We start from the raw sequence: 16,111 nt of genomic DNA, 5'->3' as shown, positions 1-16,111 counted from the left end.
CTCACGTCGCGGGCGGGATGTTCGCGTTGTGGTGGAACACGTTGCGCGGGTCGTACCGCGCCTTGATCCGGGCGAGCCGCGCGTACTTCGCCGGCCCGTACGACGTCCGGACGCGGTCCTCTTCGTACTCGGCCATGAAGTTGACGTAGCCGGCCGGGTTGGACGAGTGCGGTACCAGTGCCGTCCAGAACTCGCGCACCCACGCGCGGTCCACGGCGAACGGTCCCGGTTCGGCCGCGAGCGAGTCGATGTTGATCAGGATGCTTTCCCGGCGCGGGCCGCCGAAGGCCGTCGCGTCGGCCGCGACCTCGGTGAAGGCCCCGCGCATCGAGAAGATCGGCATGATGGACATCGGCGACGCCTTGCGCGGCAGGAAGTCCGCGATCACCTCGATGACCTCGTCGGTGAACCCGTCGGCGTAGGTGGCCTTTTCGTAGCCGAGGATGCCCCACGGCGCGGCGTCGTCGAGCATCCGCTGCAGCTCGACGTACGGGATCGGCGAGACGAACTCGAACAGCGGAGCCGGCCCCGACCGCGCGGCCCGGATCGCCTCGGCGTGCTGCTCCTCCCCCGCGAACCCGGCGATCAGCAGGGCGTAGCCGGGCCGTAAGTGGTGGGCCTCGGGCACGAACGGCGCGGGCGGCGCGTTGAGCCCGGCGACGAGCGCGCCCATTTCCCCGGGCAGCGTCTCGAGCACCGCCCGGGACTGCTGCAGTGCGGCGGTGCCGTCCTCGAGCCCCCAGAAGAACAGGCCCAGGTGGACGATCGGGCCGACCGGGTGCAGCCGGAACTCGAACTCGGTGACGACGCCGAAGTTGCCGCCGCCCCCGCGCAGTGCCCAGAACAGGTCCGGGTGCTCGTCGGCGGACGCGCGCAGGACCTCGCCGTCGGCGGTGACGACCTCCGCCGAGAGCAAGTTGTCGCAGGAGAGCCCGTGCTTGCCGGTGAGCCAGCCGAAACCGCCGCCGAGGGTGAGGCCGCCGACACCGGTGTGGCTGATCGTGCCACCGGGCACCGCGAGCGCGTGCTCCTGCGTCGCGGCGTCGAGCTGCGCCCACGTCGCCCCGCCGCCGACGCGGGCGGTCCGGGCGGCCGGGTCGACGGTGATCGCGTCGAGCGAGCTCAGGTCGAGGCAGAGGCCGCCGTCCACGACCGCGGCTCCCCCGTAGTTGTGCCCGCCGCCGCGCACCGAGACGTCGAGCGCCGCTTCGCCCGCGTACGCGAGCGCCGCCACCACGTCCGCGGCCCCGGCGGGGCGCACCACGACCGCGGGCCGGCGGTCGATCTCGCCGTTCCAGACCGAACGGGCGACGTCGTAGCCGGGTTCACCGTCGGTGAGCACCGTGCCGGACAGGCGGGCGCGCAAGCTCTCCAGGGTGGGGTCGGCGGTCGAGGTCATGGCGGCTCCTCTCGCAGGTGCCCTTGAGTCGCCTGACCTGCGATGATCGTTACATTGAGTGATCACCGGGGCGGCGGAGGAGGCGCTGGGTGAACCCGGCTTCGGCCAGCCGGCCGGACGCCCGCTCGACGCCGGCCGGGACGTGCTGCGGGATCGCGAAGCCCCGCACGGCGTACTCGGTGACCCGCTGGGTCTCGCCGACGAGCATGCTGATCACGCGCTCGACGTCCTCTTCCCCGCTCACGTGGTCCTCGAACGAAGCCGCCTTCGACGCACACACGAAGTCGACGCCCGGCCAGAGCCGCTTCGCCGTCGCGTAGGCCCGGCGCTGCTGGTACGGCCGCGTCACCAGCGTCACCGACCGGATCTCCCGCCCGGCCAGCAGCCGGCGGGTGAACGCGATGTTGTCGCCGGTGTTGCGGGCCTCTGGCTCCACCAGGATCACGTCGTCCGGGACGCCGAGTTCCAGCGCGATGTCGCGGTAGTGCACCGCTTCACCGCGCGGGAAGCGCTCGATCGTCGTCGGCGCGTTCGCCCCGGTGAACACGACCAGCGGGAACCGGCCGGCGTGGAACAGCTCCGCCGTGTGCACGGCGACGCCGGGGTCCCGGCTGCCGAGCCCGACGCCGACGTCGGAGCGGCGCGGCTCGTGCCGCAGGTCGTGGTACTCCCACAGCGTCGCGACGTCGGCGCGGAGGTGCTCCGGCAGCATCAGCCGAACGCGGCTCGCAGCGCCGGCTTGCCGCCCGTCACCGGGAGCGTCACCGACGTCCTCGTCAGGTCGAGCGCCAGCCCCGCGCCCGGCTTCGGCCGCAGCGTGTAGTCGTGGTCGCTGGAGGCGAGCAGGAACTCGAGCCGGTGGCCGGCGGCGAGGACGTAGTCCTTCGGCATCAGCTCGACGCCGATCCGGTAGGTCTGCCCGGGCGTGATCGGCTCGGTGCGGGACGGCGACGTGCGGTTCTGCGGGTCGGTCCAGCCGCGGCTGATCACGTGCGACGTGCCGTCGGGGGCGCGGTCGAGCAGGATCGCGGAGACGTTCGCCGCGGGCCGGTCGAAGGCCAGCGCGAGGTCGGCGCGGGCGGTGCCGGAGAGCCGTACGGACTGCTTCGCCGCCGAAGTCGCGTACAGCAGGCGGTTCCCGGACGAAGCCGCGCCGGCCAGCTGCTCGATCGTCTTCGAGGAGTCGTCGGCGAGGGTTTCGACGGCCGCCTTGCCCGGCACCGGGTTGCGCGTGTCGATGGCGCCCTTCGACCGGCCGCCCGGCCACGGGTAGACGCGGACGTCGGCGGTGCCCGGCGCCGGCCAGTCGGCTTCGTCGGTCCACGAGAGGTCTTCGCGCTGGATGGTCGCCTTCGGCTCGTCCTGGATGCCGTTGCCGACGCCGTAGAGGTAGTGCGACATCCACTTGTTGAGCGTGGCGAGCCAGACGTCGCGCCGCAGCGAGTACGGGTCGGCGTGGCCGGACTGGTGCAGCCAGATCTTGTGCTCGACGCCGTGCGCCTTGAGCGCTTCGTACCACTCGGCGACCTGGTCGGTCTTGACGTTCCAGTCGTTGAGGCCGTGCACCGCGAGCACCGACGCGTGCACTCGTCCGACGTCGTTGCGGTAGTTGCGGACGTCCCAGAACGGCGTGTAGTCGCCGGTCACGCGGTCCTGGTCGCGGGTCAGCGCGTCGATCACCGGGCGGCAGACCTGCCGGTCGGCGCGGGTGTGGACGTACTCGGCGAGCACGTCGGCGTCCTCGCCCTGGTAGCCGCCGGCCGCAACGACGGCGCCGTCGTTGCGGTAGTACTGGTACCAGCTGGAGATCGCGGCGATCGGGACGATCGTCTCCAGGCCCTCGACGCCGGTGCTCGCGACGGCGTTGGGCAGCGTCCCGTTGTAGGACACGCCCATCATGCCGGTCTTGCCGGTGCTCCAGTCGGCCTTCGCCGCGGCGCCGTTCGCGTCCTTCGCTTCCGCGCGGCCGTTGAGCCAGTCGACGACCGAGCGCGCGCCGATCGTCTCGTTGACGTCGCCGGTGGTCGGGCAGCCGGTCGAGAGGCCGCTGCCGAGCGATTCGCCGTAGACGACGGCGAAGCCGCGCGCGGTGAAGTAGTCCTGGTAGCGCCAGGTGATCGGGGTGGCGGGGCCGACCCCGTGCGCGGCGACGCGCGGGCCTTCCGGACCGCGGGCGTACCCCGGCGCGTACAGCTCGACGTCGACGTTGTGGTTCGCGACGTCGTTGCCGCCGGCGTAGTACGGGCTGGCCTGGTAGACGACGGGGACCTTCATCCCCTGCTGCGTGGCGCGCGGCCGGACGACCTGGGCGTGCACGAGGTCGTCGGCGCCGTCGTGGTCGCTGTCGACCGGCGCGGTCACCCAGACGTCTTCGCGCACGACGTCGGCCGGGTTGAACACCGGTTGCGCCTGGCCGCCGGAGAACACCGGCGCGGGTGGATCGGCGGCTTCCGCGGCGACCGCGGTCAGCGGCAGTGCGAGGACGGCGGCGAGCACGACTGCGGCTTTCACACAAACCCCCAAGCCGGGCGAAGCGGACGAGGTCCGACACTTCCGTCCCGGCCTCCGGGGTGTCAAGAGACTAACGTCGGAGGCATGCCGACCGTGGAAGCTCCGATCGCCGCCGTGACCGTCTACCCGCAGCAGGCCCGCATCACCCGCCGGGGGAAAGCGCCGCTGGACGGCGGGCCGCGCCTGACGTTCGCGGGCCTGCCCCTGGCCCTCGACCCGGCTTCGGTGCGCGTCACCGGCACGGGCCCGGCGCTGATCACCGGGGTGGACGTGCGGACCGAGCGGCACGCTTCGCCGGCCGACGCGGCGTTGCGCGCGCTCGTCGAGCAGCGGCGCGCGGACCAGGCGACGCTCGACGGCGTCGTGGACGACGAAGCGGCCGAAGCGATGAAGGTGGATCTGCTGACTTCGCTGGCGAAGCGGAGCGGAGGCAGCTTCGCGAAGGCGCTGGCGGCCGGGACGGCGGAGCCCGCGCGGGTGGGTGAGGTGACGGACGCGCTGAGCTCGCGGCTGGCCGCGGCGCTGAAGTCCCGCCGGGTGCTGTCGGATCGGATCACCCGCCTGCGCGAGGACCTCGAGGCGCTGGACCGGCGGATCGGCGAGCACAGCGCACAGTCCGAAGAGGACAGTACTTCGGTGGTGGTGGAGCTGGAGATCTCGGATCCGGCCGGATCGGCGGAGCTGGAACTGTCCTATGTGGTCCCCGGGGCGAGCTGGGAGCCGGGGTACGACATCCGGGTGCGCGGGACCGACGTGACCGTGGTGTCGTACGGGCTGGTCAGCCAGTACACGGGCGAGGACTGGCCGGAGTGCGAACTCGCTTTGTCGACCGCGCGGCCCGCGGTTTCGGTGGTGGTGCCGGAGCTTTCGCCGTGGTACCTGGACCGCGTCCACCCGGTGCCGGCGGCTCCGGCCGCGGCTTACGGGGGTTCGGGCGGCGGGATTCCGGAAGGCGCGCGGATGGCCCGGTTCGCGATGGCTGCTCCCGCGATGGCACCGAAGCTGGCTTCGGTCGAGCAGGGGACGACGGCGGTGACGTACCGGCCTTCACGTCCGGTGGCGGTGCCTTCGGGAGCCCAGGGGCACCGGACGACGTTGGCTTCGCTTTCGCTCACGGCGGTTTTGGGTTACGTGACGGCGCCGGTGCTGGCCGAGGAGGCTTACCTGCGGGCTGTCGTGGTCAATTCTTCTTCGCTCGCCCTGCGGCCGGGGCGGGCTTCGGTGTTCCACGAGGCGGAGTTCGTGGGGACGACGTCGTTGGAAGCGTGGGCTCCCGGGGAGGAGCTGGAGCTGGCTCTGGGGGTCGACGACCGGATCCGGGTGGAACGGGAACTGGTGCGGCGTTCCGCGTCGAAGGCGGTCATCGGCGGGCAGAAGCGGCGTGAGGTGGAGTACCGGATTTCGGTGGCGAACCACGGGCCCCGGGAGGCCGTGGTGACGGTGCTGGACCAGGCACCGGTTTCCCGGGACGACGCGGTGACGGTGAAGGACGTGAAGACTTCGCCGGAGCCGGTGGAGACTTCGGCGCTGGGCGAGTTCACGTGGAAGCTGACGCTGGGGGCTGGGGAGACCGGTGAGGTGAAGCTGGCTTACCGGGTGGATGTGGCGAAGGGGGTGGAGTTGTCGGGGTGGCGAGAATGACATTCACTCCCTCCAGCGCGTTGGTGCTGAGTTGATTCAGCCCAGAAGCTCATTGAGAATGTCATTCACGACAGCCAAGTCCGAGGCTATCAATCTAGCTTGATCCTTTGCATGGTTTCGCTGGTCAATAGTTAGCGCTGGATCTTCCGACTTGATCAGCAGAATTGACTTCAGCAAGGCTTGATGCACCGGAAGATCTTTGGCATGCAGCTTATGCCACACAATGTAAGCCTCCTGCCAACTTCCTTGCCTCGCAAGACTCTTAACCTGCAACCCGATCTTCACATCGTGCCGCTCATGCGGAAAACGCTCCAAAAGCGCCCTCATAGCGTCTTCGGCCTCAGGATACTTCTCCGCGTTAATCAGTACACCAACTTTCATTGCATACGCTTCAAACAGACCAGAACTTCCCTCAATCGCCTGATTGAGCTCATGCAAAGCAGCGTCGTAGTTTTTCCTTTTGGCAAAGTAACTTGCACGCCGATGGTAAATAAACTTGCGCAACACGTCGACGCTTTCCAGCCTCTTCAGCGCATCCGATGCAGCGACAAAGTCTTCCATTGCAAGGTTTATCTTGACCAGGAGATCCAGCAAGAATGCGTTCCCATTATCCCGCCCCAACGCGGTCAGGCAAGATTTCCTCGCCTCACCATACCGCCCGCCGGCGTACTGACAGAAGGCCAGCTCACGGAAAACGGAAATACTTCTGTCGCCGACCTTGAGGGCAGTATTGAACGATTTCTCCGCATCGCCAACCAAGCCGCGACGACGCAACCCAAAGCCCTTCAGGAACCAATATCGACGGTCTGCGGATGCTTCGATTTCTCGAAGCTGCTCTTCAGCGTCAGTCCATTTCTCAAGTCGAACCAAGCACTTATAACGCAGCTCACGAATATTCCTGTTGTCACCCTCATGCATATCTTGGCAACGCGTTGCATACTGCAGCGCCTTCTCGTAGTCTGCACGATTGTAATATTCACCCGCCGCCTGCTCGACGGTGGAAACACGAACGAGCGACGAAACTTCAGTCGGCTCAGCAATATCAGCCATCGCAACAGCATGAAGCGTCGCGTCAATTACAGCAAGAGGAGGAGCAAGAGCTCCCGGCTTCCAATACTCTTCGGTCATCCTGTTAGCGACATCCCTATAGAAGTCAGTGCCAAGAAATCCATGCACACGAAATATTGACTCCTTGATCGGCGAAGAAACGAAGTACGCTCGATCCCTGATATTTATAAGAGATAAATCTATGAGCGACTTCAGAGTTTCTGAAAGCTCCTCATCCGACCAGCCGAGAGCCGACCTCAAAGCATTAAGCGTGAGCGGTCGCTCATTTCCAAGAAAACGCAGAAGAGTCCACTGAATATCGGACAGTTGAAGCTCATGCACAAATCTCTGGAATGTCTTCGCCTTGAAATCGACCAGTTCAGTCTTATCAACCAACAGGTGATCTAAGCCGTACCTGCGCGCCAGCGCATCCGCCGCATATGCAGCCGGCGGATAGCCTGCGACATACTCAGCCAACTCCTTCACTTCGCCCGAATTGAACTCAGTATCCGAGCGCTTGAAAATTTGACGCAGTAAAGTTTCAGTACTCGGCGGATCCAGTGGCGAAACGTCTACAATCAGTACATGCTGATCGAGTTCACGATGAATATAGGGTCGCCGACGGTGAATCAATCCGATATATCTGTCAGATTTACGAGTTGAAAATTCTTCGATGACAGCCTGCCACTGCACCTGATAAGCGCCCTCATCATTGAGCAGACCGCCCGCATCGATCAACGTAGGAACCGAGCGGTTGTCGCAGAGAATATCTATCTTATTACATATTTCTTTCGATTGCGATGACTGCTCGAGCTCACGAAAGGCAGCAAGTGCTTCTGCCATACGCCGACGAGTCTCAAGGTCACCCGTCTCGTCGACCAAGAAAAGATACAGATCCTCTAGTCGCTGATTGCGGTCGACTTCGAAGTAAGGACCGAACCGAAGATCCAGATTATCAAAGGTTGCACGTTCCAGCAGCGACCTCCGCCCAACCCCAGGAAGACCTCGAGCAAGAAGAATTCGAGGGACCACGCTTCCGAATTGTAGTATTTCCTCACGAATTTGCTTGAGTTCCAGCTCGCGACCAACCAGCGGCCGACGATCATCCAGCGACTGCGTAGCAATTAATCCGAATTCGATGTCCCGAGCAGCCTGCGACGGGCGAGGCTGAATCAATGCCCGCGACCGACTCAACCAATTCGGAAGCTCCTTGAACGAGACATCTTGGTCAACAATCAGCGTGATTTGTCCAGCTATTCCGCCACTCATACGCTGAAGCTCAGCTTCATCCAACTCAAACTTGCACCAAGATGATTCCAACGATCGCCGCGAGGCAATGAACACAAACAAGTTACCGTCAGACAGGTGATGCCTGATCTCTTCACGAAAATCCTGGCCTGCCTGAAAAGAAAATTCATCGAAAACCACGCGCGCACGGGTAAGTTTACTCGCTACGACCTGGACATACTCTTTGTCATCAGACGAGTGACACAGGAAGGCGCGCTGCATTCGAATTCACCTCTCATCAAGACTTCGTACAAAATCAGCGAGCAGGCCGAAGGTGCCGCGTCTATTCCCTCTAAACAAGTTCTCGCACCCAGCTTGTCGCTGATAATTTTAGAGTCGTTGCCAGCACGGCTACACGTTACGGAATAGGTTGTCTCAATCCGGTCACCTTCACCACCACGCCCACGCGACCGCCGCCAACTCGCGGCCCAAAAGTTGAGTTAAGAAGAAAATAACCAACTCGACTCCGATTTAGTCAGAGATCGATCACTGAAAAGTCCGGCACCACAAGATGGCCTCTCCTCGGAGCTATCCCGCAACTCGGCGCGGCCGGAGGCTGACGGCAGCGATGACAGGTTCGCCCGGCGGCAGGCAGCGCATCCGCGCAGCCAGCGCCAGGCCAGTCAAGCGCTCCGGCCAGCTGACACACCAGGGGAAGCCTGAAAAGGCGCCGGGTGATCTGGTCGTCTCGTTCCAGGTCGACGAAGGTGATTCGCCAGCCCGCAACGCAACACGGCTACTCGATCGCTTACTGGATTCTCTAAACGCAAACTCGATGAATCACGGATCGGCCGGATTGAGCCTGAGCAATAGTCGGACACGAGCCAGGAGTACCGCCAGTCCACTGGACCGTGGTCGAACAAACGCAGGAACCGTTCGACGTCGCACCGGACGGACGACAAAAACTTCGGTAGATCAGGGCTCTAGCATCCATATCAAGCGAGGAAGTAAACCCTTCGACTCCCTCGCCCTAACCGTGCTTCAGATGTTCGTAAGTCCTCAAGAAACGACACTTAGCTTTACAAATTGCTCTGCCCGGCATTAACGCGGCTCGGTGACGAGAAGTAATTCAGCGGGAGAAGAGAGATGTGCCACGGCAGGACTGCCCACTGGTGCTCCCGCCGTGGCACCGACACGACCTCTACCCCTGGGCGATGTACGCCTGTAGCTGTTCCTGGCTCTGCTCCAGCTGCTCCATCCGGTTCTTCACCACGTCCCCGATGGACACGATCCCCGCCAGGCGGCCGTCCGCCAGGACCGGTACGTGGCGGATGCGGCGTTCCGTCATCAGGACCGACAGCTGGTCCACCGAGTCGTCCGGGGAGCAGCTCGCCACCAGCTTCGTCATGATCTCCGACACCTGGCCGTCCAGCAGGGCCGGGCCTCGCTCGTTCAGGCGGCGGACCACGTCGCGCTCCGAGACGATGCCCGCGATCGAGCCGTCGGGGGCGACGACCACCATCGCGCCGACGTTGTGTTCGGCCAGGGCGGTCAGCAGTGTGGTCACCGTGGTTTCCGGGGTGACCGTCGCGACCGCGGTCCCCTTCGTGCGCAGCAGATCCGCAATCCGCATGGCGATCCTTCCCGTCGGTGAGCTGGATCACCACAGGGTAGGTGCCACCGGCACCGGGCGAAAGTCCGGCAAACGGGGCGTGTTCGTGGTATTCGAACCGATTCAGCCGAGGCGTTCGGCCAGGCCGTCCAGTGCCGAGCGGATTCCGGCCGCGTAATCGTCGTCGCAGAGGGCGTCGAGGCGGGCCCGGGCCAGGGCCAACTGCTCGCGGGCGGCCGCCAGGTCACCCAGTTTGCGGTAGTCCTCGCCCAGGTTGAGGTGCAGCGACGGGTAGAACCCGCGCACCGCCAGGGACGCGTGGTACTCCTGGGCCCGCGAGTCGGTCAGGGAATCCGCCGCCGCCAGCGCGCGCAGGTCCCACTCGAGCTCTTCGGCCGGGTCGTCGCAGACGTCGGCCATGTGGTGGGCCAGTGCGACGCGGTGCAGCGGGTCGCCGTCCGGGCCGATCGAGTCCCACAACGCCGTGAACGTCGCGTACGCGCCGGCGCGGTCGCCGCCGATGTGCTGCCGCAGACCGGCGTCGATCGCCACCATCACGTCGTCGGTCATGCCGCTCCCCCGTCCGCCAGTGCCCGCAGCCGGGCCAGTCCCGGCTCGATCCGCTCGGCCGCGACCGCACCGTAACCGAACACCAGCCCGTGCCGCCGCTCCCCCACCCCGAAGTCCCCCAACGAGTACAGCCGTACGCCGTGCCGTCGGGCCGCGCGGACCAGCGGACCGCAATCCGACGGCGCCACCGCGCTCAGGTGCAGGCCCGCCGACGACGGCAACGGCGTCAGGAAGTCCGCGAACGATGCCAGTGACCGGGACAGCAGCTCGTGCCGCTCGCGGTACACCTTCCGCATCCGCCGGACGTGCCGGGCGAAGCCGCCCTCGGCCATGAACGCCGCCAGCGCCGCCTGTTCGACGTTCGGCGCGTGCCAGTCGGTCAGGTACCGGGCCTTGACCAACGCGGGCACGAGCGACGGCGGCGCGATGAGGAAACCCAGCCGCAGCGCGGGCGAAAGCACCTTCGAGAACGAGCCGACGTACACGACCCGGCCGCGGGAATCGAGGCTGTGCAACGGTTCCAGCGGGCGCCCGGTGTAGCGGAACTCGGTGTCGTAGTCGTCCTCGACGAGCACCGCGTCGTTCCGCTCGGCCCAGTCGAGCAGCTCGAGCCGCCGGTCCAGCGACATCGACAGCCCCAGCGGGTACTGGTGCGACGGCGTCACGTACACCAGCCGCGTCCCGGCCGGGATCGCGCTGACGACGATGCCGGACGCGTCCACCGGCACCGGCGCGACCCGGATCCCCCGCGCGGCGAGCACCAGCCGCGGCGGCGGATAACCGGGGTCCTCGACGGCGGCGAGGTCACCGGTGCGCAGCAGCACGCGCGCGACCAGGTCGGTCGTCTGCTGCGCGCCCGCGGTGACGACGACCTGCGCCGCGCTCGCCCGCACGTCCCGCGACACCGCCACGTGCCGCGCGATCTCGGTGCGCAGCGACGCCAGCCCCTGCGGGTCGCCGTAGGTCATCAGGTCGGCCTGGCCGGCGCGCAGCCGCTGCGTGACCAGGCGGCGCCAGGTGTCGAACGGGAACCGGGTCAGGTCGGGGACGCCGGGCCGGAAGTCGAACTCCGGCGCCGGGGCGAACGGCGCCGGGGGCGGCGGGACGGCGTCCCACTCCGGCAGCGGCCGCACGCCGGACACCGGTGAGGGCTCCGGGCGCGCCGCCGCGGACGCCGTGACGAACGTGCCGGCGCCGACGCGGCCGGCCAGGAAGCCCTCGGCGGTGAGCCGGTCGTAGGCCGCGCTGACCGTCGTCCGGGACACCGCCAGCCGCTGGGCGAGCTCGCGGGTCGGCGGCAGCGCCTCCCCCGGCCGGATCCGGCCGGCCAGGATCGCCGCGCGGAGCTGCCGGTAGATCGCGTCGCGGTGCCCGCGCGTGCCGGTCAGGTCGATGTGGATCTCCACCGGCACCAGTCTAGATTGGCCCACCACAGGTGCCACGGATTTGGCACTGTCCGTGGTCCGCTGGCCCGCCTAGCGTGCGAGGCATGGATCTCCGCGAACTCGACCGCCGCGCCCTGCTCGTCCTCGACAAGATCGTCGCGACCGTGACGCCCGCCGACCTCGCCCGCCCCACGCCGTGCGCGGGCTGGACGCTGGCCGACCTGCTCCGCCACCAGGTCAGCGAGAACCACGCCTTCGCGACGGCCGCCCGTGAAGGCTCGGCGCCGGACTGGGACGCCGGCGAGCTCGGCGACGACGCCCAAGGCGCGTACGCGGCCTCCGTCGACGACTTCCTCGACGCCTTCGCCGACGACGCCGTGCTCGAGCGGCAGCTCACGATCAACCACTTCGGCACGTTCCCCGGCCCGATCGCCGCCCACATGCACCTGGTCGACACCGTCGCGCACGGCTGGGACCTGGCCCGCACGCTCGGCCTGCCCTACGAGCCGGACGCCGAAGCCGTGCACCTCGCCCTCAAGCTGGCCGAGCGGATCCCGGACGAAGGCCGCGAGAAGAACAACTCGTTCGCCCGCAGCGTCGAGGTCCCCGCGGACGCGAGCGAACTGGACCGGTTCCTGGCCCTGCTCGGCCGCGATCCCGCCTGGACGGTCAGCTGACCTCGGCGACCGGGGCGCTCCAGGTGTCGCACGCCTTCGTCGTCTTGCCGTCGTAGCCCGCCTTCGCCCAGGAAAGCTGGTGCTTGCGGGAGCCGTGGGTGTCACTGTCGTTGGCCCGGCCGTAGTCGGCGACGGCGGCGTTCGCCAGCGACCGGCTGATCGAGCCGGTACCGGCGACGGCTGCCAGGAAGAGCGCGCCGAAGCAGTTGGCCTGCAGCTCGATCCGGCGCACGACCTCCTTGTCGGCCGCGCTGTCCTCGTTCGGCGACGTCATCTTGTCCGCCGCCGCCGACAGGATGCCGCTCTCGCGCTGCACGTGGTGGCCGTATTCGTGGGCGATGGTCGCGATGTGCCGGGCCTTGTTGAGCCCGGCGTCCGCCAGCATCCAGTCGGTCGGCGCGTAGATGGTGGTGTCGCCGCCGCAGTAGTAGGCGACGGCTTCGTTCTCGGTCGGCGCGTCGCCGCACGCGCTGTGCTCGGGCAGCTTCACCGAGACCGTGACGATCAGCCTCGGCTCGTTCGCCTTCTCCAGGGCCGGGCGCCAGGACTCCGCCAGGCAGTCGGCAAGCCTGCCGTAGTACGCCTCGAGCTGGTCGGCGGACCGGCCGAGGTCGGGCAGCGCGCACGTCGCCGGCCCGGGCGTGATGCCGTCAGACAGCAGCGGGTTGCGGGCCAGCTCCGGCACGGACTTCACCGTCGAGCCGGTGCCGCCGAAGGCCCGGCCGGTGTCGGCACCCTGCGCGGCGAAGGCACGCCCATCCACCCGCGTCGGGATGGTGGCCGCGACCAGGGAGATCGTCAGCACGACGATCAGGACTCCGGCGACGGCACCCCAGAGCCGGTTGTGCGGCGGGGCGATGGGGACGGGAGGCGCGGCGGCCCAGTTCGGGGCCCACGGGTTCGGCTCCGGCACCCACGCGGGCTCGGACGGCCGGACCGTCCCCGGCGGTGACGGCTCGGCGTCGTTCACGATCTCCCCCTGCTCGGTGGCACCAGCATACGGACCACCCGGGAGGCGGGGATCACGAAACGAAAACGCCACCCGGTGGCCGCCAGGGCCGCTCTCGGACAAGACTGGGGGCATGAGTGTCGAGGACCCGTACCTGTGGCTGGAAGACGTGACCGGCGACGACGCGCTGGACTGGGTGCGCGCCCGCAACGGTGAGGCGCTGGCCGAGCTGACCACCGGAGCGCGTTTCGCCGAGGTGCGCGACGAGCTGCGCGAAGTGCTCGACGCCGACGACCGGATCCCGTACGTGCGCCGCCGCGGCGAGTTCCTCTACAACTTCTGGCAGGACGCGAGCCACCCGCGCGGCCTGTGGCGGCGCACGACGCTGGCGTCCTACCGGCAGGCCGAGCCCGAGTGGGAGCTGCTGCTCGACGTCGACGCGCTGGCCGAGGCCGAGGGCGAGAACTGGGTCTGGCAGGGCGCCACCGTGCTGCGGCCGGGCTACCGGCGCGGCCTGGTCGAGCTGTCCCGCGGCGGCGCGGACGCCACCGTCGTGCGCGAGTTCGACCTCGACGCGCACGAGTTCGTCGAGGACGGCTTCACCGTCCCCGAGGCCAAGACGCGGATCGGCTGGATCGACGAGGACCGCGTCTACCTGGGAACGGACTTCGGCCCGGGCACGCTGACCAGCTCCGGCTACCCGCGGCTGGCGAAGGAGTGGCGGCGCGGCACGCCGCTCGAAGCCGCGACCCTGGTCTACGAGGGCAAGCCCGACGACGTCTCGATCGGCGCGTCCCACGACCCGACCGAGGGCTTCGAGCGCGACTTCGTCAGCCGCGCGATCGACTTCTACCGCTCGGAGCTGTACCTGCGGACGGGCGGCGCGCTCGTCAAGATCGACGTCCCCGACGACGCGAGCGCGTCCGTGCACCGCGAATGGCTGCTGGTCCGGCCGCGCACGGCGTGGACGGTCGAGGGCACCGAGCACCCGGCCGGCTCGCTGATCGGCATCCGCTTCGACGACTTCATGGCCGGCGACCGCACCTTCGCCACGCTGTTCACGCCGGACGAGCACACGTCGCTCGACTACTGGGCCTGGACGCGCAACCACCTGCTGCTGGGCACGCTGCGCGACGTCCGCACCGAGCTGCGCACGCTCACCCCGGGACCGGACGGCTGGACCGAGGAACCCCTGTCCGGCGGACCCGAGTTCGGCAGCGCGGACATCTTCGACACCGATCCCGACGTCAGCGACGAGTACCTGATCAACTCCAGCGGCTTCCTGCAGCCGTCGACGCTGAGCTACGGCCACGTCGGCGAAGAGGTCGAAGTGCTGAAGCAGGCTCCGGCGTTCTTCGACGCTTCGGGCATGAGCGTGGCGCAGTACTTCGCGACGTCGGAGGACGGCACGAAGATCCCGTACTTCGTCGTCCGGCCGTCCGGCGCCGAGGGTGGCCCGACCCTGCTGACCGGTTACGGCGGCTTCGAGGTGTCGCTGACGCCGTCCTACAGCGGGATGATCGGCCGCGGCTGGCTTTCGCGCGGCGGCACGTACGTCGTCGCGAACATCCGCGGCGGCGGCGAGTACGGGCCCGGCTGGCACACGCAGGCGATCAAGGCCGAGCGCCACCGCGTCTACGAGGACTTCGCCGCGGTGGCCGCGGACCTGGTCGAGCGCGGCATCACGACGCCGGCGAAGCTGGGGATCCAGGGCGGCAGCAACGGCGGGCTGCTGATGGGCGTGATGCTGACGCGCTACCCGGAGCGGTTCGGCGCGATCGTCAGCCAGGTGCCGCTGCTGGACATGCGCCGCTACCACCTGCTGCTGGCCGGCGCGTCCTGGATGGCCGAGTACGGCGACCCGGACGAGGCCGCGGAATGGGAGTACATCTCGCAGTACTCGCCGTACCAGAACGTCCACAGTGGACGTTCGTACCCGCCTTCGCTGTTCGTGACGTCGACGCGCGACGACCGCGTGCACCCCGCCCACGCCCGCAAGATGGTGGCGCGGATGCGTGAGCAGGGGCACGACGTCCGGTATCACGAAAACATCGAGGGCGGCCACGGTGCCGCGGCGGACAACGAGCAGCTGGCGTTCAAGTGGGCGCTGGTGTTCGAGTTCCTGTGGGAGCAGCTCACGAAGTGACGCGCGCGAGCACGACGCCGCCGACGACGAGGGCCAGCGCGGCCACCCGGCCGACGCTCAGCGGATCCTTGTTGACGACAACGCCGAGCACGATCGCCCCGACGGCACCGATCCCGGTGAACACGGCGTAGGCCGTGCCCACCGGGACGGTGTCCATCGCGCGGGAGAGCAGGTAGACGGCGGCCGCGCCGAGCACGAAGCACAGCAGCGTCGGCCACGGCCGGGTGAAGTTCTCCGTCGGTTTGATGCTCTGCGACCAGGCGATCTCGACGAACCCGGCGAAGACGAGCGTCACCCAGCCCATCAGAGCGCCCTGAACGCGGCTTCGCGCGAAGCGACGCGCTCGTCTTCACGCGCGGCCAGGTGCGGGTCGACCAGGGCGTTGGTGAGCTCGGCGTGCACGAAGCGGACGTCGTCGACGTCGTAGTGCCCGGCGATGAAGTCCCGCAGGTAGCGCTCGTGGTGGTCGAAGGGGGCCCGCGGGGTGCCGGGCGCGTACGTTCCGCCGCGGGCGCCGGCGATGACGAACGCCGTGCCCCTGAGGGACATCCGCGGGAACGTCACCTGGTCGATCCAGGTCTTGAGGGCGGCCGGGATCGAGAAGTTGTACATCGGCGCGCCGATCAGCACGACGTCGGCTTCGAGCAGTTCGGCCAGGAGCGGCTCGACGACCGCCCAGGCCGTGCGCTGTTCCGGCGTCTCGACGGCTTCGGCGTACCGGGCCGGGTCGGTGATGCCGCGGGTCAGGAGCGCGTCGCAGATCTCCGTCCAGGCTTCGCCGATCACCGGCACCGGGTCGGCGGCGAGGTCGCGGTAGGTCCGGGTGCCGTCCCAGGCTTCGGCGTAGCGGGCGGAAAGCTCGCGGGAGAACGACCGGCGGCGGGCGCTGGAGTCGAGGTGCAGCAGGTGGGTCACGGTTCCTCCTCAAGTGGACGCCTTGTCCACTT

The 16,111-nt window shown here is 67.9% G+C and carries 13 protein-coding genes; 3 read left to right on the top strand and 10 right to left on the bottom strand.

The genetic code is table 11. The annotated features are described in order from the left end of the window. Window position 1: 1 nt before the first annotated feature. The 3 genes from AB0B33_RS04280 to AB0B33_RS04270 are packed head-to-tail and all read right to left on the bottom strand — an operon-like array spanning window position 2 to window position 3,910. The gene (locus tag AB0B33_RS04280) at window positions 2–1,399 is read right to left on the bottom strand and encodes an FAD-binding oxidoreductase (RefSeq protein WP_360766678.1); all 1,398 of its coding nucleotides are present in this window, start codon (window positions 1,397–1,399) and stop codon (window positions 2–4) included. A gap of 49 nt (window positions 1,400–1,448) precedes the next feature. Next, a complete protein-coding gene (locus AB0B33_RS04275) occupies window positions 1,449–2,111 on the bottom strand; it encodes a YdcF family protein (RefSeq protein ID WP_360766675.1) in 663 nt (220 codons plus the stop codon). Further along, the gene (locus AB0B33_RS04270; protein WP_360766672.1) at window positions 2,111–3,910 is read right to left on the bottom strand and encodes a Xaa-Pro dipeptidyl-peptidase; all 1,800 of its coding nucleotides are present in this window, start codon (window positions 3,908–3,910) and stop codon (window positions 2,111–2,113) included. The genes AB0B33_RS04275 and AB0B33_RS04270 overlap by 1 nt, the downstream gene beginning before the upstream one ends. 84 nt (window positions 3,911–3,994) lie before the next feature. Between AB0B33_RS04270 and AB0B33_RS04265 the strand changes: the two genes are divergently transcribed. Further along, complete coding sequence (locus tag AB0B33_RS04265; protein WP_360766669.1) at window positions 3,995–5,551, top strand: DUF4139 domain-containing protein; 1,557 nt, start codon at window positions 3,995–3,997, stop codon at window positions 5,549–5,551. A 36-nt stretch (window positions 5,552–5,587) separates the two neighbouring features. Here AB0B33_RS04265 and AB0B33_RS04260 read toward each other — a convergent pair whose 3' ends face one another. The 4 genes from AB0B33_RS04260 to AB0B33_RS04245 form a co-directional block, all read right to left on the bottom strand. Further along, a complete protein-coding gene (locus AB0B33_RS04260) occupies window positions 5,588–8,107 on the bottom strand; it encodes a TIR domain-containing protein (RefSeq protein WP_360766666.1) in 2,520 nt (839 codons plus the stop codon). A 919-nt stretch (window positions 8,108–9,026) separates the two neighbouring features. Continuing rightward, window positions 9,027–9,458 (bottom strand): CBS domain-containing protein, encoded by a 432-nt coding sequence (locus AB0B33_RS04255; RefSeq protein WP_360766663.1) that lies wholly within the window; start codon window positions 9,456–9,458, stop codon window positions 9,027–9,029. Between the two features lie 102 nt (window positions 9,459–9,560). Next, entirely contained in the window at window positions 9,561–10,007 is a 447-nt protein-coding gene (locus AB0B33_RS04250) for a hypothetical protein (RefSeq protein WP_086857934.1), read from the bottom strand. After that, window positions 10,004–11,413 carry a PLP-dependent aminotransferase family protein gene (locus AB0B33_RS04245; protein ID WP_360766659.1) on the bottom strand — a complete coding sequence of 470 codons (1,410 nt, stop codon included), beginning with the start codon at window positions 11,411–11,413 and terminating at the stop codon, window positions 10,004–10,006. Before AB0B33_RS04245 ends, AB0B33_RS04250 begins: the two co-directional genes overlap by 4 nt. A gap of 83 nt (window positions 11,414–11,496) precedes the next feature. Between AB0B33_RS04245 and AB0B33_RS04240 the strand changes: the two genes are divergently transcribed. Further along, complete coding sequence (locus AB0B33_RS04240) at window positions 11,497–12,069, top strand: TIGR03086 family metal-binding protein (protein WP_360766656.1); 573 nt, start codon at window positions 11,497–11,499, stop codon at window positions 12,067–12,069. Here the strand turns inward: AB0B33_RS04240 and AB0B33_RS04235 are convergent. Continuing rightward, window positions 12,062–13,039 carry a neutral zinc metallopeptidase gene (locus AB0B33_RS04235; protein ID WP_360766653.1) on the bottom strand — a complete coding sequence of 326 codons (978 nt, stop codon included), beginning with the start codon at window positions 13,037–13,039 and terminating at the stop codon, window positions 12,062–12,064. The two genes, AB0B33_RS04240 and AB0B33_RS04235, sit on opposite strands and share 8 nt — an antisense overlap. Window positions 13,040–13,151: 112 nt before the next feature. Here AB0B33_RS04235 and AB0B33_RS04230 point away from each other — a divergent pair, with 112 nt between their 5' ends. Further along, window positions 13,152–15,164: a prolyl oligopeptidase family serine peptidase gene (locus AB0B33_RS04230; RefSeq protein WP_360766650.1), complete on the top strand. Its 2,013-nt coding sequence runs from the start codon at window positions 13,152–13,154 to the stop codon at window positions 15,162–15,164. On the opposite strand, the gene AB0B33_RS04225 is transcribed toward AB0B33_RS04230, so the two are convergent. Next, entirely contained in the window at window positions 15,154–15,468 is a 315-nt protein-coding gene (locus tag AB0B33_RS04225; RefSeq protein WP_360766647.1) for a multidrug efflux SMR transporter, read from the bottom strand. The genes AB0B33_RS04230 and AB0B33_RS04225 overlap by 11 nt on opposite strands. After that, window positions 15,468–16,079 (bottom strand): NAD(P)H-dependent oxidoreductase, encoded by a 612-nt coding sequence (locus tag AB0B33_RS04220; RefSeq protein ID WP_360766644.1) that lies wholly within the window; start codon window positions 16,077–16,079, stop codon window positions 15,468–15,470. The genes AB0B33_RS04225 and AB0B33_RS04220 overlap by 1 nt, the downstream gene beginning before the upstream one ends. Window positions 16,080–16,111: the final 32 nt, after the last annotated feature.

Origin of the sequence: Amycolatopsis sp. NPDC049159, assembly GCF_040648295.1 — a bacterium.
Classification (GTDB): domain Bacteria; phylum Actinomycetota; class Actinomycetes; order Mycobacteriales; family Pseudonocardiaceae; genus Amycolatopsis; species Amycolatopsis pretoriensis_A.
The sequence above is the reverse complement of the archived record's forward strand: the minus strand, read 5'-3'. Positions and strand labels throughout refer to the sequence as shown.

Bases quoted from the DNA above. Each gene is read 5' to 3' on its own strand.
- AB0B33_RS04280 (WP_360766678.1), bottom strand. From the start codon at position 1,399: ATGACCTCGACCGCCGACCCCACCCTGGAGAGCTTGCGCGCCCGCCTG.
- AB0B33_RS04275 (WP_360766675.1), bottom strand. From the start codon at position 2,111: ATGCTGCCGGAGCACCTCCGCGCCGACGTCGCGACGCTGTGGGAGTAC.
- AB0B33_RS04265 (WP_360766669.1), top strand. From the start codon at position 3,995: ATGCCGACCGTGGAAGCTCCGATCGCCGCCGTGACCGTCTACCCGCAG.
- AB0B33_RS04260 (WP_360766666.1), bottom strand. From the start codon at position 8,107: ATGCAGCGCGCCTTCCTGTGTCACTCGTCTGATGACAAAGAGTATGTC.
- AB0B33_RS04255 (WP_360766663.1), bottom strand. From the start codon at position 9,458: ATGCGGATTGCGGATCTGCTGCGCACGAAGGGGACCGCGGTCGCGACG.
- AB0B33_RS04250 (WP_086857934.1), bottom strand. From the start codon at position 10,007: ATGACCGACGACGTGATGGTGGCGATCGACGCCGGTCTGCGGCAGCAC.
- AB0B33_RS04240 (WP_360766656.1), top strand. From the start codon at position 11,497: ATGGATCTCCGCGAACTCGACCGCCGCGCCCTGCTCGTCCTCGACAAG.
- AB0B33_RS04230 (WP_360766650.1), top strand. From the start codon at position 13,152: ATGAGTGTCGAGGACCCGTACCTGTGGCTGGAAGACGTGACCGGCGAC.
- AB0B33_RS04225 (WP_360766647.1), bottom strand. From the start codon at position 15,468: ATGGGCTGGGTGACGCTCGTCTTCGCCGGGTTCGTCGAGATCGCCTGG.